The 25,107-nt window shown below is 63.3% G+C and carries 20 protein-coding genes; 7 read left to right on the top strand and 13 right to left on the bottom strand.

All coding sequences use genetic code 11. The annotated features are described in order from the left end of the window. Positions 1 to 166 precede the first annotated feature (166 nt). Positions 167 to 934, top strand: a complete 768-nt coding sequence (locus tag AAEQ75_RS17610; RefSeq protein WP_343349930.1) for a GntR family transcriptional regulator — start codon at positions 167 to 169, stop codon at positions 932 to 934. Between the two features lie 180 nt (positions 935 to 1,114). Here the strand turns inward: AAEQ75_RS17610 and guaD are convergent, their stop codons facing one another. From guaD to xdhA, 4 genes are all read right to left on the bottom strand, one after another. After that, complete coding sequence (guaD, locus tag AAEQ75_RS17615) at positions 1,115 to 2,419, bottom strand: guanine deaminase (protein ID WP_343349932.1); 1,305 nt, start codon at positions 2,417 to 2,419, stop codon at positions 1,115 to 1,117. 88 nt (positions 2,420 to 2,507) lie between these two features. Next, a complete protein-coding gene (gene xdhC / locus AAEQ75_RS17620) occupies positions 2,508 to 3,341 on the bottom strand; it encodes a xanthine dehydrogenase accessory protein XdhC (RefSeq protein ID WP_343349933.1) in 834 nt (277 codons plus the stop codon). A gap of 230 nt (positions 3,342 to 3,571) precedes the next feature. Then, positions 3,572 to 5,968, bottom strand: a complete 2,397-nt coding sequence (gene xdhB, locus AAEQ75_RS17625; RefSeq protein WP_343349935.1) for a xanthine dehydrogenase molybdopterin binding subunit — start codon at positions 5,966 to 5,968, stop codon at positions 3,572 to 3,574. Positions 5,969 to 6,030: 62 nt separating this feature from the next. Beyond that, on the bottom strand, positions 6,031 to 7,485 hold the full coding sequence (gene xdhA / locus AAEQ75_RS17630; RefSeq protein WP_343349936.1) for a xanthine dehydrogenase small subunit: 1,455 nt from the start codon (positions 7,483 to 7,485) through the stop codon (positions 6,031 to 6,033). A 364-nt stretch (positions 7,486 to 7,849) separates the two neighbouring features. Here xdhA and AAEQ75_RS17635 point away from each other — a divergent pair, with 364 nt between their 5' ends. The 4 genes from AAEQ75_RS17635 to ligA all read left to right on the top strand — a co-directional run bounded on the left by AAEQ75_RS17635 (position 7,850) and on the right by ligA (position 15,459). After that, complete coding sequence (locus AAEQ75_RS17635) at positions 7,850 to 8,509, top strand: GntR family transcriptional regulator (RefSeq protein WP_256835247.1); 660 nt, start codon at positions 7,850 to 7,852, stop codon at positions 8,507 to 8,509. 6 nt (positions 8,510 to 8,515) lie between these two features. Beyond that, positions 8,516 to 12,004, top strand: coding sequence for a chromosome segregation protein SMC (smc, locus tag AAEQ75_RS17640; protein WP_343349937.1), 3,489 nt, complete (start codon positions 8,516 to 8,518; stop codon positions 12,002 to 12,004). A gap of 213 nt (positions 12,005 to 12,217) precedes the next feature. Beyond that, positions 12,218 to 13,039, top strand: a complete 822-nt coding sequence (zipA, locus tag AAEQ75_RS17645; protein WP_343349938.1) for a cell division protein ZipA — start codon at positions 12,218 to 12,220, stop codon at positions 13,037 to 13,039. A 59-nt stretch (positions 13,040 to 13,098) separates the two neighbouring features. Then, on the top strand, positions 13,099 to 15,459 hold the full coding sequence (gene ligA / locus AAEQ75_RS17650) for an NAD-dependent DNA ligase LigA (RefSeq protein ID WP_343349939.1): 2,361 nt from the start codon (positions 13,099 to 13,101) through the stop codon (positions 15,457 to 15,459). Positions 15,460 to 15,676: 217 nt separating this feature from the next. Here ligA and AAEQ75_RS17655 read toward each other — a convergent pair whose 3' ends face one another. From AAEQ75_RS17655 to AAEQ75_RS17675, 5 genes are all read right to left on the bottom strand, one after another. After that, complete coding sequence (locus tag AAEQ75_RS17655; RefSeq protein ID WP_343349940.1) at positions 15,677 to 16,045, bottom strand: glutaredoxin family protein; 369 nt, start codon at positions 16,043 to 16,045, stop codon at positions 15,677 to 15,679. 195 nt (positions 16,046 to 16,240) lie between these two features. Next, complete coding sequence (gene folE / locus AAEQ75_RS17660) at positions 16,241 to 16,786, bottom strand: GTP cyclohydrolase I FolE (RefSeq protein WP_074680367.1); 546 nt, start codon at positions 16,784 to 16,786, stop codon at positions 16,241 to 16,243. Between the two features lie 77 nt (positions 16,787 to 16,863). Further along, positions 16,864 to 17,421 carry a Smr/MutS family protein gene (locus AAEQ75_RS17665; RefSeq protein ID WP_143506300.1) on the bottom strand — a complete coding sequence of 186 codons (558 nt, stop codon included), beginning with the start codon at positions 17,419 to 17,421 and terminating at the stop codon, positions 16,864 to 16,866. A 129-nt stretch (positions 17,422 to 17,550) separates the two neighbouring features. Further along, positions 17,551 to 17,871, bottom strand: a complete 321-nt coding sequence (locus AAEQ75_RS17670) for a hypothetical protein (RefSeq protein WP_143506301.1) — start codon at positions 17,869 to 17,871, stop codon at positions 17,551 to 17,553. An 81-nt stretch (positions 17,872 to 17,952) separates the two neighbouring features. After that, entirely contained in the window at positions 17,953 to 18,549 is a 597-nt protein-coding gene (locus tag AAEQ75_RS17675; protein WP_143506302.1) for a cysteine hydrolase family protein, read from the bottom strand. Positions 18,550 to 18,704: 155 nt separating this feature from the next. Here AAEQ75_RS17675 and AAEQ75_RS17680 point away from each other — a divergent pair, with 155 nt between their 5' ends. Then, complete coding sequence (locus tag AAEQ75_RS17680; protein ID WP_343349941.1) at positions 18,705 to 18,833, top strand: hypothetical protein; 129 nt, start codon at positions 18,705 to 18,707, stop codon at positions 18,831 to 18,833. A gap of 78 nt (positions 18,834 to 18,911) precedes the next feature. Beyond that, on the top strand, positions 18,912 to 19,832 hold the full coding sequence (gene prmB / locus AAEQ75_RS17685) for a 50S ribosomal protein L3 N(5)-glutamine methyltransferase (RefSeq protein ID WP_343349942.1): 921 nt from the start codon (positions 18,912 to 18,914) through the stop codon (positions 19,830 to 19,832). 119 nt (positions 19,833 to 19,951) lie between these two features. Here the strand turns inward: prmB and AAEQ75_RS17690 are convergent, their stop codons facing one another. The 4 genes from AAEQ75_RS17690 to atuD form a co-directional block, all read right to left on the bottom strand. Next, a complete protein-coding gene (locus AAEQ75_RS17690) occupies positions 19,952 to 20,776 on the bottom strand; it encodes an SDR family oxidoreductase (RefSeq protein WP_343349943.1) in 825 nt (274 codons plus the stop codon). 88 nt (positions 20,777 to 20,864) lie between these two features. Further along, entirely contained in the window at positions 20,865 to 22,853 is a 1,989-nt protein-coding gene (locus tag AAEQ75_RS17695) for an acetyl/propionyl/methylcrotonyl-CoA carboxylase subunit alpha (RefSeq protein WP_343349944.1), read from the bottom strand. A 160-nt stretch (positions 22,854 to 23,013) separates the two neighbouring features. Continuing rightward, a complete protein-coding gene (locus tag AAEQ75_RS17700) occupies positions 23,014 to 23,811 on the bottom strand; it encodes an enoyl-CoA hydratase/isomerase family protein (protein WP_343349945.1) in 798 nt (265 codons plus the stop codon). Positions 23,812 to 23,866: 55 nt separating this feature from the next. Next, positions 23,867 to 25,027 (bottom strand): citronellyl-CoA dehydrogenase, encoded by a 1,161-nt coding sequence (atuD, locus tag AAEQ75_RS17705; RefSeq protein WP_343349946.1) that lies wholly within the window; start codon positions 25,025 to 25,027, stop codon positions 23,867 to 23,869. Positions 25,028 to 25,107 lie beyond the last annotated feature (80 nt).

Here is a 25,107-nt window from a genome sequence, read left to right on the forward strand (position 1 = left end):
GGACGATGCTCAGCTGCGACGTCGTACAACGAGTGGTGTGATGGCTGGGTGACTTGTGTACAATTACCTCAATTTTTTCTGATGTTTTTTCGCTCGGAGCTTGTCAGCTACCGGGTAGAACACAGTAGAGTCGCAGTGTCGCCGACTCTCATTGACGCGAGCCAGAATGAACGATCAATTGCAGCCTCTAAAGAAGCAGCCGCGCGTGGGCAAAAGCAGCCGCAGCGGGACTCAGGACGATGTCGTATATGCCCACATCTTCGATGCCATTCTCGAACAGCGCCTGGCGCCTGGCACCAAGCTTAGCGAGGAGGCGTTGGGTGAGATCTTCGGCGTCAGTCGCACCATCATTCGTCGCGCCTTGTCACGTTTGGCCCACGAGGGTGTGGTGTTGCTGCGCCCGAACCGCGGTGCGGTAGTGGCCAGCCCGAGCGTCGAAGAAGCGCGGCAGATCTTCTATGCGCGTCGTTTGGTCGAGCGCGCCATCACCGAGCTGGCCGTCGAGCACGCCACCGCTGAGCAACTGGCTGAGCTACGGCAGATGGTCAAGGACGAACAAGACAGCTTCTCGCGTGGTGACCGGGGCGCAGGTATTCGCCTGTCCGGCGAGTTCCACCTGAAGCTGGCCGAGGCTGCACGCAACGCGCCGCTGGTAAGCTTCCAGCGCAGCCTGGTGTCGCAGACCTCGCTGATCATCGCCCAGTACGAAAGCGGCAGCCGCTCGCATTGCTCCTACGACGAACACAATCAACTGATCGACGCTATTGAAGCGCGCGATGCCGAGCGTGCGGTGCACCTGATGATGCATCACATGGATCACATCGACAGCAAGCTGAACCTGGACGAGGAAAGCGCCTCCGACGACCTGCATGCAGTGTTCTCCCACCTGCTTCAGACCAAGAAGAAAACCGGCCGCAGCGCTGCTAATCGCTGACCGACTGCGTGTAATAAGAAAGCCCCGATGCTCGCGCCTCGGGGCTTTTTGGTTGGGGAGACTATGTGGCTGAGGCAGGGCACGTTTGTGTAGGAGCGGCTTCAGCCGCGAAGCTTTCAAGCATGCCTACAGCCTGATCGCGGATAAATCCCCTTCTACGAGGTGCGTAGATCGTCGTCTTCAATCGCGCTGGTGCACCGATACACCGGCGGCGAAGGTCTCTTTCACGGTGCGGTCATCGCCAAGCATGGTCAGGGCGAACAGGCGTTCTTCCAGGCTCTTGGCCTGCTGCATGCGGTAACTGATCAGCGGCGTGGCGTTGTAGTCCAGCACCAAGAAATCGGCGTCCTTGCCTGGCAGGAAGTTGCCCAGCTTGTCGTCCAGATACAGCGCGTTGGCGCCGCCTAGGGTGGCCAGGTACAGCGACTTGAACGGATCAAGCTTCTTGCCCTGCAACTGCATGATCTTGTACGCCTCGTTCAGTGATTGCAGCTGGCTGAAGCTGGTGCCGGCACCGACGTCGGTGCCGAGACCGACGCGCACGCCATGTTCTTCCAGCTTGTTCAGGTCGAACAGGCCGCTACCCAGGAACAGGTTGGAGGTCGGGCAGAAGGCGACAGCCGAGCCGGTCTCGGCCAGGCGCTTGCACTCGTCGTCGCACAGGTGCACGCCATGAGCGAACACCGCGCGCGGGCCGATCAGCTTGTGGTGGTCGTAGACGTCCAGATAGCCCTTGCGTGCCGGGAACAGTTCCTTGACCCAGGCCACTTCGGCCTTGTTCTCCGAGATATGGGTGTGCATGTACAGGTCGGGATACTCGCCGAACAGCTTGCCGGCCAGATCCAGTTGCTCCGGCGTGCTGGTGGGAGCGAAGCGGGGGGTGACGGCGTAGTGCAGGCGGCCCTTGCCATGCCAGCGCTCGATCAGCGCCTTGCTCTCGGCATAGCCGGATTCGGCGGTATCGGTCAGGTAGTCCGCGGCGTTGCGATCCATCATCACCTTGCCGGCGATCATGCGCAGGTCGAGCTTCTGCGCCGCTTCGAAGAAGGCGTCCACCGATTGCGGATGCACGCTGCCGAACACCAGCGCAGTCGTGGTGCCGTTACGCAGCAGTTCCTTGAGGAAAATGTCCGCGACCTCGGCGGCGTGCGCCTTGTCTTCGAACTGTTTCTCGGTGGGGAAGGTGTAGGTATTGAGCCAGTCCAGCAACTGCTCGCCGTAGGAGGCGATCATGCCGGTCTGTGGGTAGTGGATATGGGTGTCGATGAAACCGGGGGTGATCAGCGCGTCGCGGTATTGCTGGATCTCGACGCCGGTCAGCTTCGGTAGCAATTCGGAAGCTTCGCCGACCTGGGCGACCTTGCCGTTCTCGATCAGCAGGATGCCGTCCTCGAAATACTGGTAGGACTGCTCGACGCCGACGACGGCCGGGTCGGCAAGGCTGTGCAGGATGGCGGCGCGATAGGCTTTGGTGTTGGTAGTCATCTATTACGTCTCGATTGGGGCAGGTAGTGCGTAGGGTGCGCTGTGCGCACCACAGGCAATACGGTGTTCTTGGTGCGCGCGGCGCACCCTACTGGGCGCGCCGCGAATTAGGCATCAGCTTGGCGACGCTGGACTCGCCTTTCTTCACCTCTTGGCCGAAGGTCGCGTTGTAGGTGGCGATCACTTCGCCGGCGATGGACACGGCGATTTCCACCGGCAGCTTGCCCTTCACCTCGGGCAGACCCATCGGGCAGCGCATGCGCGCCATCGAGTCCTCGGCGAAACCGCGCTCGCGCAGGCGGTGCTCGAACTTGACGCGCTTGGTCTTCGAGCCGATCAGGCCGTAGTAGGCGAAGTCGCCACGTTTGAGGATGGCCGCGGTCAGTTCAAGGTCGAGCTGATGGTTGTGGGTCATGACGATGTAATAGCTGCCGGGCGGCATGTTCTCCACTTCATCGACCACTTCATCGTTGACGATCTTCTCCGCGCCGGCCGGTATCTGCTCGGGGAATTCGTTTTCCCGCGAGTCGATCCAGCGCACCTTGCACGGCAGGCTGGCGAGCAGCGGTACCAGCGCGCGGCCGACGTGGCCGGCGCCGAACACGGCGATCTGCGCCTGCGGCTGACCCATGGGCTCGAACAGCAGCACGGTGGCGCCGCCGCAGCACTGGCCCAGGCTGGCGCCGAGGGAGAAACGCTCCAGGCGAGTGTCCTGGCTACGGCTGGCGAGCATCTCGCGCGCCATTTCCATGGCCTTGTATTCCAGATGGCCGCCGCCGATGGTCTCGAAGATGCGTTCGGCGGTGACCACCATCTTCGAACCGGCATTACGCGGCGTCGAGCCGCGTTCTTCGATGATGGTCACCAGCACGCAGGGCTCACCTTTTTCCAGCAGCTCGGCGAGGGCACTGATCCAGCTCATTTGCTCAGCCTCCAGGAAGGCGTGGTCTGCCCCGGGCGCGGCAGGCGCCAGTTGCTCGGCGACGGGGCCAGAATCGGCTCCGGCGTCGGGCGAGCGGGTGGATTATTCGGTTCGGTGTGTTTTGTCATTGTTGTACACCGTGGTTTGGGGGGGGAAGTAGGGTGGGCTTTAGCCCACCAATACTCCCCGTTGATGTTGGTGGGCTGAAGCGGAGCGCCGCCCGGCCCACCCTACGCTCCGGCCGTTTCCATTTCGACGGCGCTTGTTCTGGCTTGTTTCAGCTTGCGCATCTGCTCCACGCCCCAGAGCACGCGCTCAGGGGTGGCCGGGGCGTCAATCTGCGGCTGCACCTTGTAGTCCGCCAGGCTGGCCACGGCGTCCTTCAGCGCGCACCAGGCGGCGATGCCGAGCATGAAGGGCGGCTCGCCCACGGCCTTGGAGTGGAACACGGTGTCTTCCGGATTCTTGCGGTTTTCCACCAGCTTCACGCGCAGGTCGATGGGCATGTCGGCGATGGCCGGGATCTTGTAGCTGGCCGGGCCGCAGGTCATCAGCTTGCCCTTGGCGTTCCACACCAGCTCTTCGGTGGTCAGCCAGCCCATGCCCTGGACGAAGGCGCCTTCGACCTGGCCGATGTCGATGGCCGGGTTCAGCGAGTCGCCGACGTCATGCAGGATGTCGCCGCGCAACATGCGGTATTCGCCGGTCAGGGTGTCCACCAGCACTTCCACGCAGGCCACGCCGTAGGCGTAGTAGTAGAAGGGGCGGCCGGCTGCCTTGTCGCGATCGTAGTAAATCTTCGGGGTGCGGTAGAAGCCGGTCGACGACAGCGAGACCTGGCCGAAGTAGGCCTTCTGGATCATCTCTTCGAACGACAGGAAGTGATCACGCACGCGCACCTGCCCGTTGCGGAATTCGACGTCCTCCGGGGTGACCTTGTACTCGCGCACCAGGAAGTCCACCAGACGCTGCTTGATGGTCTCGGCCGCGTTCTTCGCCGCCATGCCGTTGAGGTCGGCGCCGCTGGAGGCTGCGGTCGGCGAGGTATTGGGCACCTTGTCGGTGTTGGTGGCGGTGATCTGGATGCGCTCGATATCGACCTGGAATACCTCGGCGACGACCTGCGCCACCTTGGTGTTGAGGCCCTGGCCCATCTCGGTGCCGCCGTGGTTCAGGTGGATCGAACCGTCGGTGTAGATATGGATCAGCGCGCCAGCCTGGTTGAGGAAGGTGGCGGTGAAGCTGATGCCGAATTTCACCGGAGTCATAGCCAGGCCTTTCTTCAGCACCGGACTTTTCTGGTTGAAATCGATGATTTCGCGGCGGCGCTTGGCGTACTCGGCGCTTTCCTCCAGCTCGGCGGTCATCTCGTGGATGACGTTGTGCTCCACGGTCTGGTGGTAGTGGGTGACGTTGCGCTCGGTCTTGCCGTAGTAGTTGAGCTTGCGCACTTCCAGCGGGTCCTTGCCCAGGCTGCGCGCGACGGCGTCCATCACTTCCTCGATGGCAACCATGCCCTGCGGGCCGCCGAAGCCGCGGTAGGCAGTGTTCGAGGCGGTGTTGGTCTTGCAGCGATGACCATTAATGGTGGCGTTGCCGAGGAAGTAGGCGTTGTCCGAGTGGAACATGGCGCGGTCGACGATGGAGCCGGACAGGTCCGGCGAATAGCCGCAGTTGCCGGCCAGGTCCATCTCGATGCCGTGCAGCAATCCGTCGTCATCGAAGCCGACGTCGTACTCCACGTAGAAGGGGTGACGCTTGCCGGTCATGCTCATGTCTTCCATGCGCGGCAGGCGCATTTTGGTCGGTCGGCCGGTGAGGTGCGCGATCACTGCGCACAGGCACGCCGGGCCGGCTGCCTGGGTTTCCTTGCCGCCGAAGCCGCCGCCCATGCGGCGCATGTCGATGACGATCTTGTTCATCGGCACGCCGAGCACCTCGGCAACCAGCTTCTGCACTTCAGTGGGGTTCTGCGTCGAGGTGTAGACCAGCATGCCGCCGTCTTCAGTGGGCATCACCGAGGAAATCTGGGTTTCCAGGTAGAAGTGTTCCTGGCCACCGATATGCAGGGTGCCCTGCAGGCGGCGCGGGGCGCTGGCCAGCTTGCTGGCCGAATCGCCGATGCGATGGGTGTGGCTGGCGAGCACGAAATGCTTTTTGCGGTAGGCGTCGACCACATCGAGTACTGGCTCCAGGTCCTCGTACTCGACGATGGCAGCCATGGCCGCCTTGCGTGCGGTTTCCAGGCTGTCGGCGGCTACTGCCAGCACCACCTGGCCAACGTACTCGACCTTGCCGTCGGCCAACAGCGGGTCACCGGCGACCACCGGGCCGATATCCAGTTGGCCCGGTACGTCATCCTTGGTGATGGCGATGGCCACGCCTGGAATCTCGTAGCAGGGGCTGGTGTCGATGCGCAGGATGCGCGCATGGGCGCGATCAGACTGGCGCGCGTAGACGTGCAATTGATTGGGGAATTCCAGGCGGTCATCGACATAGACCGCTTCGCCGGACACGTGCTTGTCCGCGCTCTCATGCTTGACGCTGCGGCCGACGCCGCTGGTCATGCCGGCGCGGAACAGGGCGGCCAGCTCTTCCTGAGATTTGTGTTCGATATGACTGGACATCTTCGTCTCCAAAACTTCGCATGCCGCCGGGTGCGCCGGCGGCGTATCAATTCACTGCACGCTTACGCGTAGGCGGTAACCCGGGTTTCGATCTCGGGCGACTGCTGCTCGAGGAAGAACTTGCGCAGCAGGTTCTGGGCAGTGAGCAGGCGGTATTCCTTGCTGGCGCGGAAATCCGACAGCGGGGTGAAGTCCTCAGCCAGCGCGTTGCAGGCGCCTTCGATCACGCCCGGATACCAGGCCGAACCGACCAGGGCCGCTTCGCAGGCGCTGGCGCGTTTGGGAATGGCGGCCATGCCGCCGAAGGCGATACAGGCTTCGGTGACCACACCCTCTTCGATGGTCAGGTTGAAGGCGGCGCAGACGGCGGAGATGTCGTCGTCCAGGCGCTTGGACACCTTGTAGGCGCGGAACGCCTGGTTGGCCTGGGCACGCGGCACAATGATCTTCTCGATGAATTCGGCTTCCTGACGGGCAGTCACCTTGTAATCGAGGAAGTAGTCCTGCAGTGGCAGGATGCGACGGGTGTTGCCCTGGCGCAGGGCAATCTGCGCGCCGAGGGCGATCAGCAGCGGTGGGGCGTCGCCGATGGGCGAGGCGTTGCCGATGTTGCCGCCCAGGGTACCCTGGTTGCGAATCTGCAGCGAGGCGAAGCGGTGCAGCAATTCGCCGAAGTCCGGGTATTCGCGCGACAGCGCTTCGTAGCAGTCGGACAGGGCGGCGGCAGCGCCGATTTCGATGGAGCTGTCGGTCACCTCGATGCGCTTCATGTCTTCGATATGGCCGACGTAGATCATCACCGGCAATTCACGGTGGAACTGGGTGACTTCCAGGGCCAGGTCGGTGCCTCCAGCGAGCAGGCGTGCCTCAGGGTTGGCGGCGTAGAGGTCGGCCAGGTCGGCCACGGTCAGCGGTACCAGGCAGCGTTTGTCACCGCTATTGAGCTCGGCCGTCTCGCGCGGAGCGATGGACTTGAGTCGGGCCACGGTGTCGCGTTCGAAGGCATCGAATTGATCCGGCTGCTTCTGGCAGCAGGCCTGTTCAGCGGCGTCGATGATCGGGCGGTAGCCAGTGCAGCGGCACAGGTTGCCGGCCAGAGCTTCCATGGTTTGGCCCTTGTCGTACCCGGTGGCGCCTGACGCGGCCCGGTTCTTTTGCAGGGCGAACAACGACATGATGAAGCCGGGGGTGCAGAAGCCACACTGCGAGCCATGGCAGTCGACCATAGCCTGCTGCACGCTGTGCAGCTTGCCCTGGTGTTTGAGGTCTTCGACGGTGATCAGTTGCTTGCCATGCAGGCTGGAAACGAAGGTCAGGCAGGAATTGAGGGTGCGATAGCGTACGCGCTCGCCCTCGAGCTCGCCCACCACCACGGTGCAGGCACCGCAGTCGCCGGAGGCGCAGCCTTCCTTGGTTCCGGTTTTGCCGACGTGCTCACGCAGGTAATTGAGCACGGTGACGTTGGGGTCCAGGGCATGCTCTGTGCGCAGCTCCCGGTTGAGTAAAAACTGGATCAAGGACGACCTCCAGGCATTTTATTGTTATGAATCGTTGGCTCGCCGGGTGATCTGCGTGCACTGCAAGGTCCGGGCGAGATTGGTCATGGAGGCAATCTAGGGTTTTCTGACTTTTGGGTCAATAAATTTCTGACCTGAAAGTCAGTCTATTTTTGGCAGTATGATCCGTGAGACTGGCCATTCTGCTTGATGGCTTCCGCCCTGCAGGGCGCTCCGAGATTCGTGCAGCAAGTGTCATGCCGTACGCTTGGCCCGGATGCGCCCTGTGTTACACTCGCCGCCAGATTTTCTTGCTCCCGCCCAGCCGTGGCGGGGCTCTCAGACTCGACCGCCTGCCCCTGGATCGACGTAAATAAGGAATGTCATGACGTTCAAGGCCCTGGACAGCCTCGCCGAGCAAATTGCGCATTACCTGGCCGAGCGCATCATTCGCGGTGAGCTCAAGGAACGTGAGCGCATTCAGGAGCAGAAAGTCACCCAGGCCCTTAACGTCAGTCGTGGTTCGGTACGCGAAGCGCTGCTCATTCTCGAGCGCCGCCACCTGATCGTGATCCTGCCGCGCCGCGGTGCCCAGGTCAGCGAACTGACCCCGCACCACGTCACCAGCCTCTATGCGCTGAGCATCGAGCTTTACGCCATGCTGGCCCGCGCGGTGATCGAACGCTGGCAGGTGGAGTCCGATCTGGCGCCGTTCATCGAGATCAAAAATCGCCTGCAGGACAGCCTCGAGCGCGACGATATCAGCGCCTTTGTCGAGAACAGCTTCGACGTGATGCGCGCCGCCTTTCCCTTCGCCGACAACCCCTATCTACAGGAAACCCTGGAGAATCTGCTGCCGGCCATCAGCCGCACCTACCACCTGGCGCTGGAGCGGCGCAAAGGCGAGATGGGCCAGTTCATGAATACCTTCGCCAGCCTGCTGCAGGCGATCATCGCCCGCGACCCAGTGAGTGCCCGCGAGGTGCTGCAGTCCTATGGTGAGCACAACTGCCAGCTGGTGCTGGCGACTTTGGCCGAGCGATAAGCCCAGATGCGCCTGAAGAGCATCAAGCTGGCGGGCTTCAAGTCCTTCGTCGATCCGACGACGGTAAGCTTTCCCAGCAACATGGCGGCGGTGGTCGGGCCCAATGGTTGCGGCAAGTCGAACATCATCGACGCCGTGCGTTGGGTGATGGGCGAAAGCTCGGCGAAGAACCTGCGTGGCGAGTCGATGACCGACGTCATCTTCAACGGCTCCAACACGCGCAAGCCGGTGACCCAGGCCTCGATCGAGCTGATCTTCGACAACAGCGACAACTCGCTGGTGGGTGAATACGCCGCCTTCGCCGAGATTTCCATTCGCCGCCGGGTGACCCGCGACGGGCAGAACACCTATTTCCTCAACGGCACCAAGTGCCGCCGCCGCGATATCACCGATATCTTCCTCGGCACCGGCTTGGGGCCACGCAGCTACTCGATCATCGAACAGGGCATGATCAGCAAGCTGATCGAGGCCAAGCCCGAGGAGCTGCGCAACTTCATCGAGGAAGCCGCCGGCATCTCCAAGTACAAGGAGCGCCGCCGCGAGACCGAGAACCGCATCCGCCGCACGCAGGAAAACCTGGCACGTCTGACTGACCTGCGTGAAGAGCTGGAGCGCCAGCTCGAACGCCTGCATCGTCAGGCCCAGGCGGCGGAGAAGTATCAGGAATACAAGGCCGAGGAGCGCCAGCTCAAGGCACAACTGCTGGCACTGCGCTGGCAGGGGCTGAACCAGCAGGTGGGCAGCCGCGAGCAGGTGATCGGCGACCAGGAGGTGGCCTTCGAGGCCCTGGTGGCCGAACAGCGCAGCGTCGATGCCAGCATCGAGCGCCTGCGCGACGGTCACCATGAACTCTCCGAGCGCTTCAACCTGGTGCAGGGCCGCTTCTATTCCGTGGGCGGCGATATCGCCCGCGTCGAGCAGAGCATCCAGCACGGCCAGCAGCGCCTGCGCCAATTGCAGGATGACCTGCGCGAAGCGGAAAAGGCACGCCTGGAAACCGAATCGCACCTGGGGCACGACCGCACTCTGCTTGCCACTCTGGGTGAAGAGCTGGAGATGCTACTGCCCGAGCAAGAGATGACCGCCGCTGCTGCGGAGGAATCCGCCGCCAGTCTGGAAGAGGCCGAAGCCGCCATGCACGGCTGGCAGGAACAGTGGGACGGTTTCAACCAGCGCAGCGCTGAACCGCGCCGCCAGGCCGAGGTGCAGCAATCGCGCATCGCCCAGCTGGAACAGAGCCTGGAGCGTCTGGCCGAACGCCAGCGCCGTCTCAACGAAGAACTGCAGCAACTGGTGGCCGATCCCGAAGACGCCACTATTCTCGAATTGAACGAACAGCTCGCTGCCGGTGAGTTGGAGCATGAAGCGCTGCAACTGGCCGAAGAACAGCAGGCCGAGCGCCTGCAGCACCTGCGCGAGGAACTGCAGCAGGCCGGTCAGGCCCAGCAGCAGGCGCAAGGCGAGCTGCAACGGCTGAACGGTCGCCTGGCCTCGCTGGAAGCGCTGCAACAGGCTGCGCTCGATCCGGGGCAGGGCGCTGGTGAGTGGCTGCGCGAGCAGAACCTGCTGCAGCGTCCGCGTCTGGCCGAAGGCCTGCGCGTCGAGTCCGGTTGGGAGCTAGCGGTGGAAACCGTGCTCGGTGCTGACCTGCAGGCCGTGCTGCTGGATGATTTCGTCGGCCTGGATTTCTCCGCGCTGGAGCAGGGCGAGCTGCGCTTGGCCAACCCGGCTTCGGGTGGTGCCCGCCGCGCCGGCAGTCTGCTTGACAAGGTCGAGTCGAGCCACGACCTGTCGCCCTGGTTGGCCGGTGTACGACCGGTGGAGTCTCTGGAGCAGGCGTTGGCTGCCCGTGCGCAACTGGCGGACGGCGAAAGCCTGATCAGTCGCGACGGCTACTGGGTTGGCCGGCACTTCCTGCGCGTGCGCCGCGCCGCCGAAGCCGACAGCGGCGTGCTGGCGCGCGGTCAGGAGCTTGAGCGTCTGCAACTGGAGCGTGAGGAGCGCGAAGCGGCTCTGGCGCAGCTGGATGAACGCCTGCTGGCGCTGCGCGATGATCAACGTCGTCAAGAAGAGCAACGCGAGCAGCAGCGCCGTCAGGGCCAGGAACTGGCGCGCCAGCTGGCCGAGCTGAAGGCAAAGCTGTCCGCTAGCCAGGCCAAGGCCGAGCAGTTGGGCCTGCGCCGTCGTCGCTTGCAGGACGAACTGCAGGAGGCCGCAGAGCAGCGCGAGATCGAGCAGGAACAACTGGGCGAGTCGCGCCTGCAATTGCAGGACGCACTGGATGCCATGGCACTGGATAACGAGCAACGCGAAAGCCTGCTGGCCAGCCGTGACAGCCTGCGCGAGCGCCTTGATCGCGTACGTCAGGAAGCCCGCCAGCACAAGGATCATGCGCACCAGCTGGCGGTGCGTGTCGGTTCGCTCAAGGCGCAGCACGATTCCACTCGTCAGGCGCTGGAGCGCCTGGAGATGCAGGCCGAGCGTCTGCATGAGCGGCGCGAGCAACTGTCGCTGAACCTGGAAGAGGGCGAGGCGCCGCTGGAAGAGCTGCGCATCAAGCTAGAAGAGCTGCTTGAGCGGCGCATGGCGGTGGACGACGAGCTGCGTCAGGCGCGGTTGGCGCTGGAAGATGCCGATCGTGAGCTGCGTGATGCCGAGAAGCGCCGTACCCAGGCCGAGCAGCAGGCGCAACTGCTGCGCAGCCAGCTGGAGCAACAGCGCATGGACTGGCAGTCGCTCAACGTGCGGCGCAAGGCCCTGGCCGACCAGCTCGCCGAGGACAATTACGACCTGCACGGGGTGATCGCCACGCTGCCGGCCGAGGCGACGGAAAGCGCCTGGGAAGAAGAGCTGGAGCGCATGGCCGCGCGTATTGCCCGTCTCGGGCCGATCAACCTGGCGGCTATCGACGAGTATCAGCAGCAGTCCGAGCGCAAGCGCTACCTGGATGCTCAGGACGCCGATCTGGTCGAGGCGCTGGAAACCCTGGAGAACGTCATCCGCAAGATCGACAAGGAAACGCGCAACCGTTTCAAGGACACCTTCGATCAGATCAATCGCGGTTTGCAGGCACTCTTTCCAAAAGTTTTCGGTGGCGGCAACGCTTATTTGGAACTCACCGGCGAAGATTTACTCGATACCGGTGTAACCATCATGGCGCGGCCCCCGGGCAAGAAGAACAGCACCATTCATTTGCTCTCCGGTGGAGAGAAAGCGTTGACCGCTTTGGCATTGGTGTTTTCCATCTTCCAGCTCAATCCGGCGCCGTTCTGCATGTTGGACGAAGTGGATGCACCGCTGGACGACGCCAACGTTGGGCGCTATGCGCGGCTGGTCAAGGAGATGTCGGCCACGGTGCAGTTCATCTACATCACCCACAACAAGATCGCCATGGAAATGGCCGATCAGCTGATGGGGGTTACCATGCACGAGCCGGGTTGTTCGCGCCTGGTGGCGGTGGATGTCGAGGAGGCGCTGGCGATGGTGGAGGCGTGATGGCAGAGCGCCGCGAGATTAACTGAATATAGGCAAAACCTTGTGTGGCTCCCTGTGTAAAGTTGCCTTTCGTCGTGCTAGCTTATTGCCCACTTTTGTTACACGCGGAAAACGTCAGATAGAACATCAAGTTGGCGTCGCGTTTTATAGTTGAGTTGTGATCCGGTTGATTGGATCTTTTTTTCACCAGAATTATTAAGGGTCAGGTATTTCATGGAATTCGGTCTGCGCGAGTGGCTGATCGTTATTGGCATCATCGTTATCGCTGGCATTCTTTTCGACGGCTGGCGCCGTATGCGCGGTGGCAAGGGCAGGCTCAAGTTCAAGCTCGACCGCAGCTTCGCCAACATGCCTGATGACGACAGTGACCCGGACCTTCTCAGCCCGCCGCGTGTGGTCAATCGCGACCACGAGCCGCAGCTGGACGAAGACGAACTGCCGTCGATGACTGCCAAGGACCTGCCGCGTCGTCAGCGCAACGAGCCGCAACAGGGCGACCTCAATCTGGCCGTCGATGAGCCGGTACCGACTCTGCTCAACCCGGTCGATGATGAGCCCCAGGAACCCAAGAAAGCCGCCAAACCGGCTGCCGATGCTGCGCCGGTGGAAGAGGTGCTGGTGATCAACGTGGTCGCCCGCGACGATTTCGGCTTCAAGGGCCCGGCGCTGCTGCAGAACATTCTCGAAAGTGGCCTGCGCTTCGGCGAGATGGATATTTTCCATCGCCACGAAAGCATGGCTGGCAATGGCGAAGTGCTGTTCTCCATGGCCAACGCTCTCAAGCCGGGCACCTTCGATCTGGACGACATTGAAGGCTTCAGCACCCGCGCTGTTAGCTTCTTCCTCAGTCTGCCCGGCCCGCGTCATCCCAAGCAGGCCTTTGACGTGATGGTCGCTGCCGCGCGCAAACTGGCCCACGAGCTGGGCGGCGAGCTGAAGGATGACCAGCGCAGCGTGATGACCGCGCAGACCATCGAGCATTACCGCCAGCGCATCGTTGAATTCGAGCGTCGGCAGCTGACCCAGAAACGCTGAAACATCAGTGCATTGCAAAAGAGCAGCCGAGGCTGCTCTTTTCGTTTGAGAGACCGAGCATGACCGACGCCGCCCAACGTATTTCCGAACTGCGCAACGAACTGGACGCGCACAACTACCGTTACTACGTGCTGGACGAGCCGAGCGTACCCGACGCCGAGTACGATCGCCTGTTCCGCGAACTGCAGGCGCTGGAAGCTGATCACCCTGAGCTGGTCACACCAGAATCCCCGACCCAGCGCGTCGGCGGTGAGGCGCTCAGCGCCTTCGGCGAGGTGCGTCACGAAGTGCCGATGCTTAGCCTGGGCAATGCCTTCGAGGAAGACGACCTGCGTGCCTTCGACCGCAGTGTGCAGAACGGCCTTGGCGTGCCGGGCGGTGATCTGTTCGGCGGCGGTGCCGAGATCGAGTACAGCTGCGAACCCAAGCTCGACGGCCTGGCCGTCAGCCTGCGTTACGAGAATGGCCAGTTGGTGCGCGGTGCTACGCGTGGCGATGGCAGCACCGGCGAAGATATCACCAGCAACGTGCGCACCATCCGCAACGTGCCGCTCAAATTGCAAGGGGAAGGCTGGCCGCAAGTGCTGGAAGTGCGTGGTGAGGTGTTCATGCCCAAGTCCGGCTTCGAGGAGCTCAATGCACGCCAGGCTGAGATCGGTGGCAAGACTTTCGCCAACCCACGTAACGCCGCTGCCGGCAGCCTGCGTCAGCTCGACCCGAAAATCACCGCCAGCCGCCCGCTGGAGTTCTGTTGCTACGGCGTCGGCCAGGTCAGCGGCGAACTGCCAGGCACCCAGGTGGCCATGCTGCAGCAGCTGAAATCCTGGGGCGTGCCCATCAGTCGCGAACTGAAGCTGGCCAAGGGCGTCGAGGCCTGTCTGGATTACTACCGCGACATCGGTCAGCGCCGAATGAGCCTGGCCTATGACATCGATGGTGTGGTGTTCAAGGTCAACAATATCGAGGACCAGCAGCAACTGGGTTTCCGTGCGCGTACGCCGCACTGGGCCATCGCCCACAAGTTCCCGGCGCAGGAAGAGCTGACCGAGCTGCTCGACGTGGAGTTTCAGGTCGGCCGTACTGGTGCGGTGACGCCGGTTGCGCGTCTGAATCCGGTCAAGGTGGCCGGTGTGATAGTGGCCAACGCCACCCTGCACAACATGGATGAAGTGGCGCGCCTCGGCGTGATGATCGGCGACACGGTGATCATCCGCCGTGCTGGCGACGTGATCCCGCAAGTGATGGCGGTGGTGCCCGAGCGTCGCCCGGATAATGCGCGCCCGGTGCATATCCCCGAGCAATGCCCGGTGTGCGGCTCGGCGGTGGAGCGCACACAACTGGTCAAGCGCAGCAAGGGCAAGGAGTCGCTCAGCGAAGGCTCGGTGTATCGCTGCGTCGGTCGCCTGAGCTGTCAGGCGCAGCTCAAGCAGGCGATCATCCACTTCGTCTCGCGTCGAGCCATGGATATCGAAGGCCTCGGCGACAAGACTATCGAGCAACTGGTGGACGAGAAGCTGATCGCGTCGCCAGCCGACCTGTACAAACTGACCTTCGAGCAGATCATTGGTCTGGAAGGCTTCGCCGAGGTGTCCAGCAACAAGTTGCTGGCGGCCATCAGGGACAGCAAGCGGCCGACCCTGGCGCGCTTTATCTACGCCCTGGGTATTCCCGATGTAGGCGAGGAAACCGCCAAGGTGCTGGCGCGCTCCCTGGCCTCGCTGGAGCGCGTGCGCAAGGCGCTGCCACAGGTGCTCACTTACTTGCCGGACATTGGTCTGGAAGTCGCGCACGAGATCCACAGCTTCTTCGAGGATGAGCATAACCAGCAGGTGATCAGCGCCTTGTTGGGCGAATGCGGCCTCGAACTGCAGGAGGAGGGCGAACTGAGCGCCGAGTTCTCGGCCGTCGCCACCCTCGGCGGCATGCTCGACAAACTGAATATTCCGAGTGTCGGCCCCGGAGCGGCGCAGAAGCTGGCGGAGCGTTTCGGCAGCCTGGAGGGTGTGCTGGGTGGCGACTGGCTGGACATGCGCCAGACCCTGCCGGAGAAACAGGCCAAGGCTGTACGTGAGTTCTTCGACAGTGCTGAAAACGCCCAGCTGGCGCGCGCCATCGAGCAGCAACTGCGCGATTTCGGCATGCACTGGGAAAGCGAGAAGAAAGTCGCTGAAGGCCTGCCCCTGGCCGGCCAGACCTGGGTGCTCACCGGCACCCTGGAAGTGATGAGCCGCGACGTGGCCAAGGAAAAACTGGAGAGCCTGGGCGCCAAGGTGGCTGGTTCGGTATCGGCCAAGACCCATTGCGTGGTGGCCGGGCCAGGTGCCGGTTCGAAGCTGGCCAAGGCTAGCGAGCTGGGGGTGAAGGTACTGGACGAAGCGCAGTTCCTCGACCAGCTCAAGGTCTACGGTATCGAGCCCTAATAGGCTGTTCGCGAGCAGAGCTCGCTCCTACAGAAACAGGCGAAGATACGCCGATCTTGTGGGGGCGGCTTCAGCCGCGAAAACCAGTGCCGGATCGTCGAGAGCCTGCAGGCCTGGACGAAGTTCAGGTGTTGATTCTGAATCTGTAGGAGCCGGCTTGCCGGCAATCCTTTACGGAGACATCGCCGGTAATCCGGCTCCTACGAAAAGCTCGGCTTCAGCCAGCGAAGCGCTGATCCAGATAGGCGATGATCGCCTTGGATTCGTACAGCCAGGTGCTCTGACCGTTTTCCTCGATGCGCAGGCACGGCACCTTGATGCGGCCGCCGTGCTGCTCCAGTGCCTGCCGGTGTTCGGCGTCGTTCTTGGCGTCGCGCAGTTGCACCGGCAGGTTCAGGCGGTGCAGGGTGCGGCGCACCTTGACGCAGAACGGGCAGGCGCGGAACTGGTACAGCGCCAGATTGGCCGTGGCACGCTCGACTTCGGCTTGCGCCTCGGGGCTGCGCTTGAGCTTGCGCGGACGGCTGACCCAGTCGGCGAACACGACGAGCTGACCCAGGCCGATACGAAGGGCTTTGAGCAACATTTTTCTAACTCCTGAACGGGCATGCCGCGGGCGGCACTCCAAATGATCTTTGCGGCCTGCCCACCCTCATCCGGCGCTTCGCGCCACCTTCTCCCGAAGGGAGAAGGGTCATCGAGGAAGGCGTTGCTACGCGACTTTTGCGTTAAGCGGCGAAGGCCGTTCACCGAAGTGAGCGGCCGTCGTCTTGAGCGGGAATCAGCGAACCAGATTGAGGAATTCGCCGCGGGTCGCCGGGTTGCTGCGGAATTCGCCGAGCATCACCGAGGTGACCATGGAGGAGTTCTGCTTCTCCACGCCGCGCATCATCATGCACATGTGCTGCGCTTCGATGACCACCGCCACACCGAGGGCACCGGTGACCTGCTCGACCGCTTCAGCGATCTGTCGGCTGAGGTTTTCCTGGATCTGCAGGCGGCGGGCGTACATGTCGACGATGCGTGCCACCTTGGACAGGCCGAGTACCTTGCCGTTAGGGATATAGGCGACGTGGGCCTTGCCGATAAACGGCAGCAGGTGATGCTCGCACAGCGAGTACAGCTCGATGTTCTTTACCAGCACCATCTCGCTGTTGTCGGAGCTGAACAGCGCGCCATTGGTGACCTCTTCCAGCGTCTGCTGGTAGCCACGGCAGAGGTACTGCATGGCCTTGGCGGCGCGCTTGGGCGTGTCCAGCAGGCCTTCGCGGGAAACATCCTCGCCAAGTTGGCCAAGGATCGCGGTGTACTGTTGTTCCAGGGACATGGAAAATCCTGTTGGGTATCGAATGGGCGCAGGGTAGGGCGCCGACAGGGGCCTGGCAAGAGTGCCAGGTTCTCTGATTACTCGTCGCGACCATCCATCATGGTGCGCTTGAGGATGATGTACACCGCGCCAGTACCGCCGTGTTTGGCGACGCAGGAGCTGAAGCCCAGTACTTGCGGGTGCTGGCGTAGCCAGGTATTCACGTGGCTCTTGATCATCGGCTTGCGCCCGTCCATGCGCACCGCCTTGCCGTGGGTGACGCGCACGCAGCGGATCTCCAGTTTGGTGGCTTCGGCAAGAAACTCCCACAGTGTGTCACGCGCCTTCTCGACGCTCATGCCGTGCAGGTCGAGGCTGCCGTCGAAGGGGATCTGGCCCAGCTTGAGCTTGCGCATCTGGCCGTCCTGCACGCCGTTACCAGCCCAGTACAACGGGTCTTCGGCGCCCACGTCGATGACGAACTGATCAGACAGGCCATCCACCTTGATCTCGCCCTGGCTGATGGTCGCAGCCTGGCGCAGGGTGTTGAACTGTTTACGGTCAGTTTTGGGTTTGCCGGTATCGGCGCGGTCGTGCTTGATCGGCTTGACGCCGCGCAGCTCGGCCTGGAACAGGGAAAAGTCGTCGTCTTGCATCGGTGGCTCCGCGAAACAGGCGAGCATTTTACCCAAATGCCAGCGGTGTAAGCGTAGAAAGACGAATTTGTAGGAGCCCGCTTGCGGGCGATCTTCAATTCTAGTTACACGCGCTGTGTTTTCGGCTGATCAGTCGCGCTTTTTCATCAGCGACGGCGATAGGCTCAAATCGCTGGGGCGACGCAGGCGTCTGCGGCAGCGACGCCAGAATGCGATGCCGGCCCACAACAGGAACAGACCGAATAACAGCAGGACGATAGCCTCGCCGGCGGAGTCGTTGAGCGCGCCCAGCACTGGCGCACGACCCGCCAGCGAGGCGACGCCGGCCATTGCCAGGAGAATACCGAAGGCGGCGAGCAGGGCGCCCAGGCCGGCTCCGATACGCAGGCGCCAGTTTCTCGGCTGGCGCGGGCGCAGGCGGCGTGCATCGAAATCGTCGGACAGCTTCATTCCGATTTCCTTTGGTTTATCGGCGGTATGACCGGCTGGTCGCACTCAGGTTCCGCAGCACAGGCAAGACTGCTACCGCTTTCACACCAGCGACTTGGCGTGCGGCACCAGGGTGGCGAAGTTATCGCCCAAGGCGATCATCTCGATGCGGTGCACTTCGGCGGCGGCAATCACGCTGCCATCCGGTGCGGGCAGGTCACGGGTAGCGCAGGCGGCATCGACCAGAGTGCAGCGGTAGCCATAGTCCTTGGCGGCGCGAACGGTGGTGCTGACGCTGGAGTGGGTCATGAAGCCGCAGACGATCAGGTCCAGGTGGCCGAGTGCCTGCAGGCGATCATGCAGCTCGGTGCCGGCGAAGGCGTTGGGCAGGCGTTTTTCCACCACGATTTCGCCTGCCAGTGGCGCTGCCTCCGGCAGATGACGACCGCGTGGGCCGCTGGGGTCGAGCAGGCCGCCCGGGATGCCAAGGTGCTTGACGTGAACGATGTCGGTGCCGGCGGCGCGGGCGGCTGCCAGCAGGCTGGCGATCTCCGCCAGTGCCGGGTCCAGGCCGGGAAGTGCCAGTACGCCGCTGCGGTATTCTTCCTGGGCATCGATGATCAGCAAGGTCGCATTGCTCAGGCTGGCCGCTGCGTGGCCACGGCCGGTGAGCTGGAACATGGTTTGCGGATGGGACATCTCGGGCTCCTGGCTGATGGTGATGATTTGCCATTGTCCGCTGGCCAGAGCGGTCTGTGAACCTCTATCTGCGCCAATACTTGCTCAGGGCATGCTGCGAGAGCAGAATCGGAACTGCCCCGAAGGAGTCAGGGTCGTACGCAAAAGGAGTTGCCATGTCGCTCTTGTCGCAGTTGTCCCCGCATTTCTGGCTTTTGTTCTCCATCGCCGTATCGGCCGCAGTGCTGCGCGAGTTGCGCCGCCCCGACGAGGATGCGGAACGCAAGAAACATAAAGGCTCGTGAGCGCTCGTTAATCCTACGTTCATGCGCTAGCTACCTGCACTGGGCTAAACTTCCGCACTTTTCATCCGGAGGCCGCCCGTGACCGCTCTCACTACCCGTTTACGCACCCTGCGTGATTACATCCGCTGGGCCGTCAGCCGTTTTCAGGCCGAGCAACTGTTCTTCGGCCACGGCACCGACAACGCCTGGGACGAGGCGCGCCAACTGGTGCTCGGCGCATTGCACCTGCCCTGGGAAATCTCCGACGCCTACCTCGATTGCCGCCTGGAAGACGACGAGCACGCCCACTTGCAGGCGTTGCTCCAGCGCCGAATCGAAGAACGTGTTCCTACTGCTTACCTGCTGGGCGAGGCCTGGTTCTGCGGTTTGCCCTTCGTGGTTGATGAGCGTGTGCTGGTGCCACGCTCGCCGATTGCCGAGCTGATCGACCGTCATTTCGCTCCCTGGCTGCCGACCGAACCGGCGCGCATTCTCGACCTGTGTACCGGCTCCGGCTGCATCGGTATCGCCTGTGCCTACGAATTCCTCGAAGCGGAAGTAGTGCTGGCCGATCTATCGTTCGACGCGCTGGAGGTGGCCAACCTCAACATCGAGCGCCACGGCCTGGAGCAGCGCGTTTACTGCGTGCAGGGCGACGGTTTCGCCGGGTTGCCCGGGCAGCGTTTCGACCTAATCGTCTCCAACCCGCCTTATGTCGACGCCGAAGATTTCGCCGACATGCCTGCCGAATACCAGCACGAGCCGGAGATAGGCCTCGCCTGCGGCGCTGACGGTCTGGATCTGGTACGGCGCATGCTGGCTGAGGCGGCCGACCACCTCACCGAGCGTGGTGTGCTGATCGTCGAGGTGGGCAACAGCCAGGTGCATGTCGAAGCGCTATACCCGGAAGTGGACTTCACCTGGCTCGACTTCCAGCGTGGCGGGCACGGCGTGTTCCTGCTGGCGGCCAAGCAGTGCCGCGAGCATCAGGAATTGTTTCGCTCGCGTATCGAGAGCTGATACCCCGGTGCGCACGACGGCGCACCCTGCGGATCCGGGCTACGAAGTTGAAATGGTATTCCCTCTCCCCAGCCCTCTCCCATGCATGGGAGAGGGGAGCGAGGTGTATCCAGCCGTGCTCAATCGACGAACAGATCCGGCACCAGGCTGCCGCCAGCGGGATCGAAGCGGTACTGCTCGAAATCGGTGACACCCCGCTCGCGCAGGATGTCCTCGTCGATAAGCAGGCGCCCCGTGAGGCTGCGGCCCTGGCTGGCCAGGATCGCGTGGGCCGCGTCGGCCATGATCGCCGGCGTGCGCGCGCGCTTGAAGGCGTCGCGGCTGCCTAGCTCGAACTCGATGGCGGCGGTGGCGATCATGGTTTTCGGCCACAGCGAGTTGACGCTGATGCCGTACTTCTTGAACTCCTCACTCATGCCCAGGGTGAGCATGCTCATGCCGTACTTGGTGACGGTGTAGGGGCCGTGTTGGCCGAACCATTTAGCGTCTAGGTTGAGTGGCGGCGAGAGGTTGATGATGTGCCCGCCCGCGCTTTGCTTGAGATAGGGCAGGGCCGCCTGGCTGCAGACCATCACCGCGCGGGTGTTGATCTGGTACATCAGGTCGAAACGCTTGGGTTCGAGTTTCTCCACGCCCACCAGCTTGATCGCCCCGGCGTTGTTAACCAGGGCGTCGATGCCGCCGAAATGCTCGGCGGCCTGGGCCATGGCCGCCGCCACGGCTTGTTCGTCGCGCACGTCCAGCTGCAGTGCCAGCGCCTTGCCGCCAGCGGCTTCGACCTCGGCGGCGACGCTGAAGATGGTGCCTTCGAGTTTTGGGTGCGGCTCGGCGCTCTTGGCCGCAATGACGATGTTGGCGCCATCGGCGGCGGCCTTGAGGGCGATCTCGCGGCCGATGCCACGGCTGGCGCCAGTGATGAACAGGGTCTTGCCGGAAAGTGACATGGGCGTGCTCCGGTATTGTTGTTATGAGGGAGGAGGGACTCGAATTGTGAGTTTCCGTCGCGGCTAAAGCCCCTCCCACAGCGATATTTCAGGCCCCTACAGCTTCGATTTCCACCAGCAACTGGCGATTCTTCACCTGGTCGCCCTGGCTCACGCCGACGCGGCGAACGATGCCGTCGACGCCAGCCTTGAGCGGGTGCTCCATCTTCATCGCTTCCAGCACCACCAGTAGTTGTCCCTTGCTCACGCTGGCGCCCTCGGCGATCAGTACGTCGACGATGGCGCCATCCATCGGTGCCTTCACCGCGCCGCTGCTGGCGGCGTTCTGGCCGCCGGCCGGCTCGTGGGTGACATCCACTAATTCCAGGTTGCCATGCTCACCATACAGCCGCAGGCGTTCGCCTTCGATGTGGTAAGCCTGGCGGCGGCGCACCCCGTCCAATTCCAGGGTCAGCCAGCGACCGTCGCTGGCCAGCAGGCGCAGGGACAGCTGTTCTTCGCCCCGACGCACGCAAAGGTGCGCTTGGGCGCCGCTGGCGAGCACGTCCAGCTCCACGGCGTGCTTGTGCTCGCCCTGCTTGAGAACGAAACGCCAGGGCGCACTGCCGGCGCTGCGCCAGCCAGACAGGCCAGGTTGGTGCGCACGGGCATCGGCCGAGACCTGGTAGAGCAGGGCAGCAGCCATGGCCAGCTCGGCCAGGCTGGCGGTATGAGGGTGCAGGCTGGGGTCATCCGCGAAGTGCTCGGCGATGAACGCCGTGGTGGCGTTGCCAGCGGCGAACTCCGGGTTCTTGAGCAGGTTGGCGAGGAAGCGCTGGTTGCCGTTGACGCCGAGCAGCACGCACTGCTCGACGGCGCGTACCAGCTTGCGCCGGGCTTCGTCACGGGTTTCACCGTAGGCGATGACCTTGGCCAGCATCGGATCGTAGAAGGGCGTGACGGCCTGGCCCTCGACCAGGCCGTGATCGATGCGCACACCGGCCAGCAGCTCGGGCTCCCAACGCAGCACCTGGCCGGTTTGCGGCAGGAAGCCGGCGGCCGAGTCCTCGGCGTACAGGCGCACCTCCATGGCGTGGCCGGTGAGGCGAATGTCGTCCTGCTGCAGCGGTAGGGGTTGGCCTTCGGCGACGCGAATCTGCCAGGCCACCAGATCCTGCCCGGTGATCAGCTCGGTCACTGGGTGCTCGACCTGCAGGCGTGTGTTCATTTCCAGGAAGAAGAATTCGCCGCTGGCGTCGAGCAGAAATTCCACGGTGCCGGCGCCGACGTAGTTGACCGAAGCTGCAGCCTTGACCGCCGCTTTACCCATGGCTTTGCGTAGCTCCGGCGTCATCACCGGGCAGGGTGCTTCCTCGACCACCTTTTGGTGACGGCGTTGCACCGAGCAGTCACGCTCGCCGAGATAGACGATATTGCCGTGCTGGTCGCCGAACACCTGAATCTCCACGTGGCGTGGGCGGATCACTGCGCGTTCGAGGATCAGCTCACCGGAGCCGAAGGCGTTCTGCGCCTCCGAGCGGGCGGTGCGGATCTGCCCCAGCAGTTCGGCGGACTCTGCTACCTGCCGCATGCCGCGACCACCACCACCGACGCTGGCCTTGATCATCAGCGGGTAGCCGATACGTTCGGCTTCGCTGGCCAGGGTGTCGTCATCCTGGGCGGCGCCTTCGTAGCCGGGGATGCAGGGCACGCCGGCTTCGAGCATGGCGATCTTGGACAGGCGCTTGCTACCCATCAGGTGGATGGCTTCCACGGTCGGGCCGATAAAGACGATGCCGGCTGCTTCACAGGCGCGGGCGAAATCGGCGTTCTCGGAGAGGAAGCCATAGCCGGGGTGGATGGCGTCGGCGCCGGTCTTGCGCGCGGCTTCGATGATGGCGTCGATGCGCAGGTAGGACTGGTTGACCTGCGCCGGGCCGATGCACACGGCTTCGTCGGCGATCTGCACGTGGCGGGCGTCGGCATCGGCCTCGGAGTACACCGCCACGGTGCGGTAGCCGAGTTCGATGGCGGTGCGCATCACCCGGCAGGCGATCTCGCCGCGGTTGGCGATCAGGATCTTGTTGAATGCGGGCATCTCTGTGCTCCTGTTGTGCTACCTGGATGGTCTGTTCCGGATGGCATCCGGGTTACGTCAATTCATTCCCTCTCCCCTTGGGGAGAGGGTTAGGGAGAGGGGCTGCGCAAGACCAAACCCTCTCCCCCAGCCCCTCTCCCGCAAGCGGGAGAGGGGAGTTTTACTGTGCCCATTTCGGCTTGCGCTTCTGCACGAAGGCCATGGTGCCCTCGACGCCTTCGGTGCCGGTCACGGCGGCGGCGAACTGCTCGGCAGCGCGGTCGAGCAGCGGGCCGAGTGCTTCACGTTCGCTAGCCAGCAGCAGGGCCTTGGTCTGGGCGTTGGCCTGTGGCGCGCATTGGCGAATCTGTTCCAGGGTCTCGTCCAGGCGCTGCTGCAGGGCTGCGTCATCGTGCTCGCAGTAGTGCACCAGGCCCAGGCGCAGCGCCTCGCTGCCGTCGAAGCGGGCGGCGGTCAGGGCCAGGCGGCGGGTCTGGGTCAGGCCGATGCGGTGCACGACGAAGGGAGCGATCTGCGCTGGGAGGATGCCCAGCGTGGTTTCCGGCAGGCCGAACTTGGCGCCGCTGGCGGCGATGGCCACGTCGGAGACGCAGGCCAGGCCGAAGCCGCCACCCAGCACGGCGCCTTCCAGCACGGCAATCAGCACCTGTGGCGCGGCCTGGGCCTCTTCCAGCAGTGCGCCGAAGGCGCGGTTCAGCTCACGGTAGGCGTCGCCTCCCTTGGCGCGGGCGCCGGCCATGTCCTTGATGTCGCCGCCGGCGCAGAAGTGGCCGCCGGCGCCGCGCAGAACCAGGGCGCGCACGTTCGGCTCATGGCGCACGGCTTCCAGGGTGGCGCGCAGTTCGCCGACCATGGCCAGGCTCATGGCGTTGCGGCTGTCCGGTCGGTTGAGGGTGACGTGCAGTACGCCATCGACGGAGTTCAGCAGCAGGGTTTCGCAGCGGGGCAGATCGTTCATCGCATAGCCTCGGTGTAGGGCGGGTGAAACCCGCCGCAACGGTATGAGTGGCAGGTCAGCCTTTCTTTTTCCCTGGCAGGATGCCCATCAGCTTGCAGATGATGCCGAGCATGATTTCGTCGGCGCCGCCGCCGATGCTGACCAGGCGCACGTCGCGGTAGGCGCGCGACACCGGGTTGTCCCACATGAAGCCCATGCCGCCCCAGTACTGCAGGCAGGCGTCGGACACTTCGCGGCCCAGGCGGCCGGCTTTGAGCTTGGCCATCGACGCCAGCTTGGTCACGTCGCGGCCCTTCACGTATTGCTCGGTGGCCTGGTAAACCAGTGCGCGCAGGCACTCGATGTCGGTTTGCAGCTCGGCCAGGCGGAAGTGGATGACCTGGTTGTCGATCAGCGGTTGGCCGAAGGTGTGGCGCTGCTTGCAGTAGTCGATGGTAGTGTCGACGCAGTGCTCCAGGCCCTTGATCATGTTGGCGGCGCCGAACAGGCGCTCTTCCTGAAACTGCAGCATCTGCATCATGAAACCGGCGCCTTCGTGGCCGATGCGATAGCGCTGCGGCACACGCACGTTGTCGAAGAACACCTGGGCGGTCTCGGAGCTGCGCATGCCGAGCTTGTCCAGGTGTGGGCTGACGGTGATGCCGGGCGTCTTCATCGGCACCACGATCAGCGACTTGTTGACGTGCGGCTTGTCGTCACTGGTATTGGCCAGCAGGCAGATGAAGTCGGCCGACGGCGAGTTGGTGATCCACATCTTGCTGCCGTTGATCACGTAGTCGTCGCCGTCCTTGCGGGCGGTGGTCTTCAGGCCCGCCACGTCGGAGCCGGCGCCGACCTCGGAGACGCCGATGCAGCCGACCATCTCGCCTGTGATGGCCGGACGCAGGAACTCTTCACGCAGCTCATCGGAGCCGAAGCGCGCCAAGGCCGGGGTACACATATCGGTCTGCACGCCGATGGACATCGGGATGCCGCCGCAATGGATGGTGCCGAACTCTTCGGCGGCGACGATGGAGTAGCTGTAGTCCAGACCCATGCCGCCGAATTTTTCCGGTTTGGAGATGCCCAGCAGGCCCAGCTCGCCGGCCTTCTTGAAAATTTCTTGGATGGGGAAACGGCCTTCCTTTTCCCACTCATCGACGTGCGGGTTGATTTCCTTGTCGACGAAGTTGCGGACGGTACGGCGGAGTTCTTCGTGCTCTTGAGTGAAGATCATTGTTGTTGTACTCCGTATCGAATGGGTCTGTAGGGCGGGTGAAACCCGCCACATGCTTGGCGGGTTTCACCCGCCCTACG

This window comes from Pseudomonas sediminis, assembly GCF_039555755.1.
GTDB lineage: Bacteria > Pseudomonadota > Gammaproteobacteria > Pseudomonadales > Pseudomonadaceae > Aquipseudomonas > Aquipseudomonas mendocina_D.

Coding starts and splice junctions, on each gene's coding strand:
- AAEQ75_RS17610 (WP_343349930.1), top strand. CDS start 167: ATGAACGATCAATTGCAGCCTCTAAAGAAGCAGCCGCGCGTGGGCAAA.
- guaD (WP_343349932.1), bottom strand. CDS start 2,419: ATGACTACCAACACCAAAGCCTATCGCGCCGCCATCCTGCACAGCCTT.
- xdhC (WP_343349933.1), bottom strand. CDS start 3,341: ATGAGCTGGATCAGTGCCCTCGCCGAGCTGCTGGAAAAAGGTGAGCCC.
- xdhB (WP_343349935.1), bottom strand. CDS start 5,968: ATGTCCAGTCATATCGAACACAAATCTCAGGAAGAGCTGGCCGCCCTG.
- AAEQ75_RS17635 (WP_256835247.1), top strand. CDS start 7,850: ATGACGTTCAAGGCCCTGGACAGCCTCGCCGAGCAAATTGCGCATTAC.
- smc (WP_343349937.1), top strand. CDS start 8,516: ATGCGCCTGAAGAGCATCAAGCTGGCGGGCTTCAAGTCCTTCGTCGAT.
- zipA (WP_343349938.1), top strand. CDS start 12,218: ATGGAATTCGGTCTGCGCGAGTGGCTGATCGTTATTGGCATCATCGTT.
- ligA (WP_343349939.1), top strand. CDS start 13,099: ATGACCGACGCCGCCCAACGTATTTCCGAACTGCGCAACGAACTGGAC.
- AAEQ75_RS17655 (WP_343349940.1), bottom strand. CDS start 16,045: ATGTTGCTCAAAGCCCTTCGTATCGGCCTGGGTCAGCTCGTCGTGTTC.
- folE (WP_074680367.1), bottom strand. CDS start 16,786: ATGTCCCTGGAACAACAGTACACCGCGATCCTTGGCCAACTTGGCGAG.
- AAEQ75_RS17665 (WP_143506300.1), bottom strand. CDS start 17,421: ATGCAAGACGACGACTTTTCCCTGTTCCAGGCCGAGCTGCGCGGCGTC.
- AAEQ75_RS17670 (WP_143506301.1), bottom strand. CDS start 17,871: ATGAAGCTGTCCGACGATTTCGATGCACGCCGCCTGCGCCCGCGCCAG.
- AAEQ75_RS17675 (WP_143506302.1), bottom strand. CDS start 18,549: ATGTCCCATCCGCAAACCATGTTCCAGCTCACCGGCCGTGGCCACGCA.
- AAEQ75_RS17680 (WP_343349941.1), top strand. CDS start 18,705: ATGTCGCTCTTGTCGCAGTTGTCCCCGCATTTCTGGCTTTTGTTCTCC.
- AAEQ75_RS17690 (WP_343349943.1), bottom strand. CDS start 20,776: ATGTCACTTTCCGGCAAGACCCTGTTCATCACTGGCGCCAGCCGTGGC.
- AAEQ75_RS17695 (WP_343349944.1), bottom strand. CDS start 22,853: ATGCCCGCATTCAACAAGATCCTGATCGCCAACCGCGGCGAGATCGCC.
- AAEQ75_RS17700 (WP_343349945.1), bottom strand. CDS start 23,811: ATGAACGATCTGCCCCGCTGCGAAACCCTGCTGCTGAACTCCGTCGAT.
- atuD (WP_343349946.1), bottom strand. CDS start 25,027: ATGATCTTCACTCAAGAGCACGAAGAACTCCGCCGTACCGTCCGCAAC.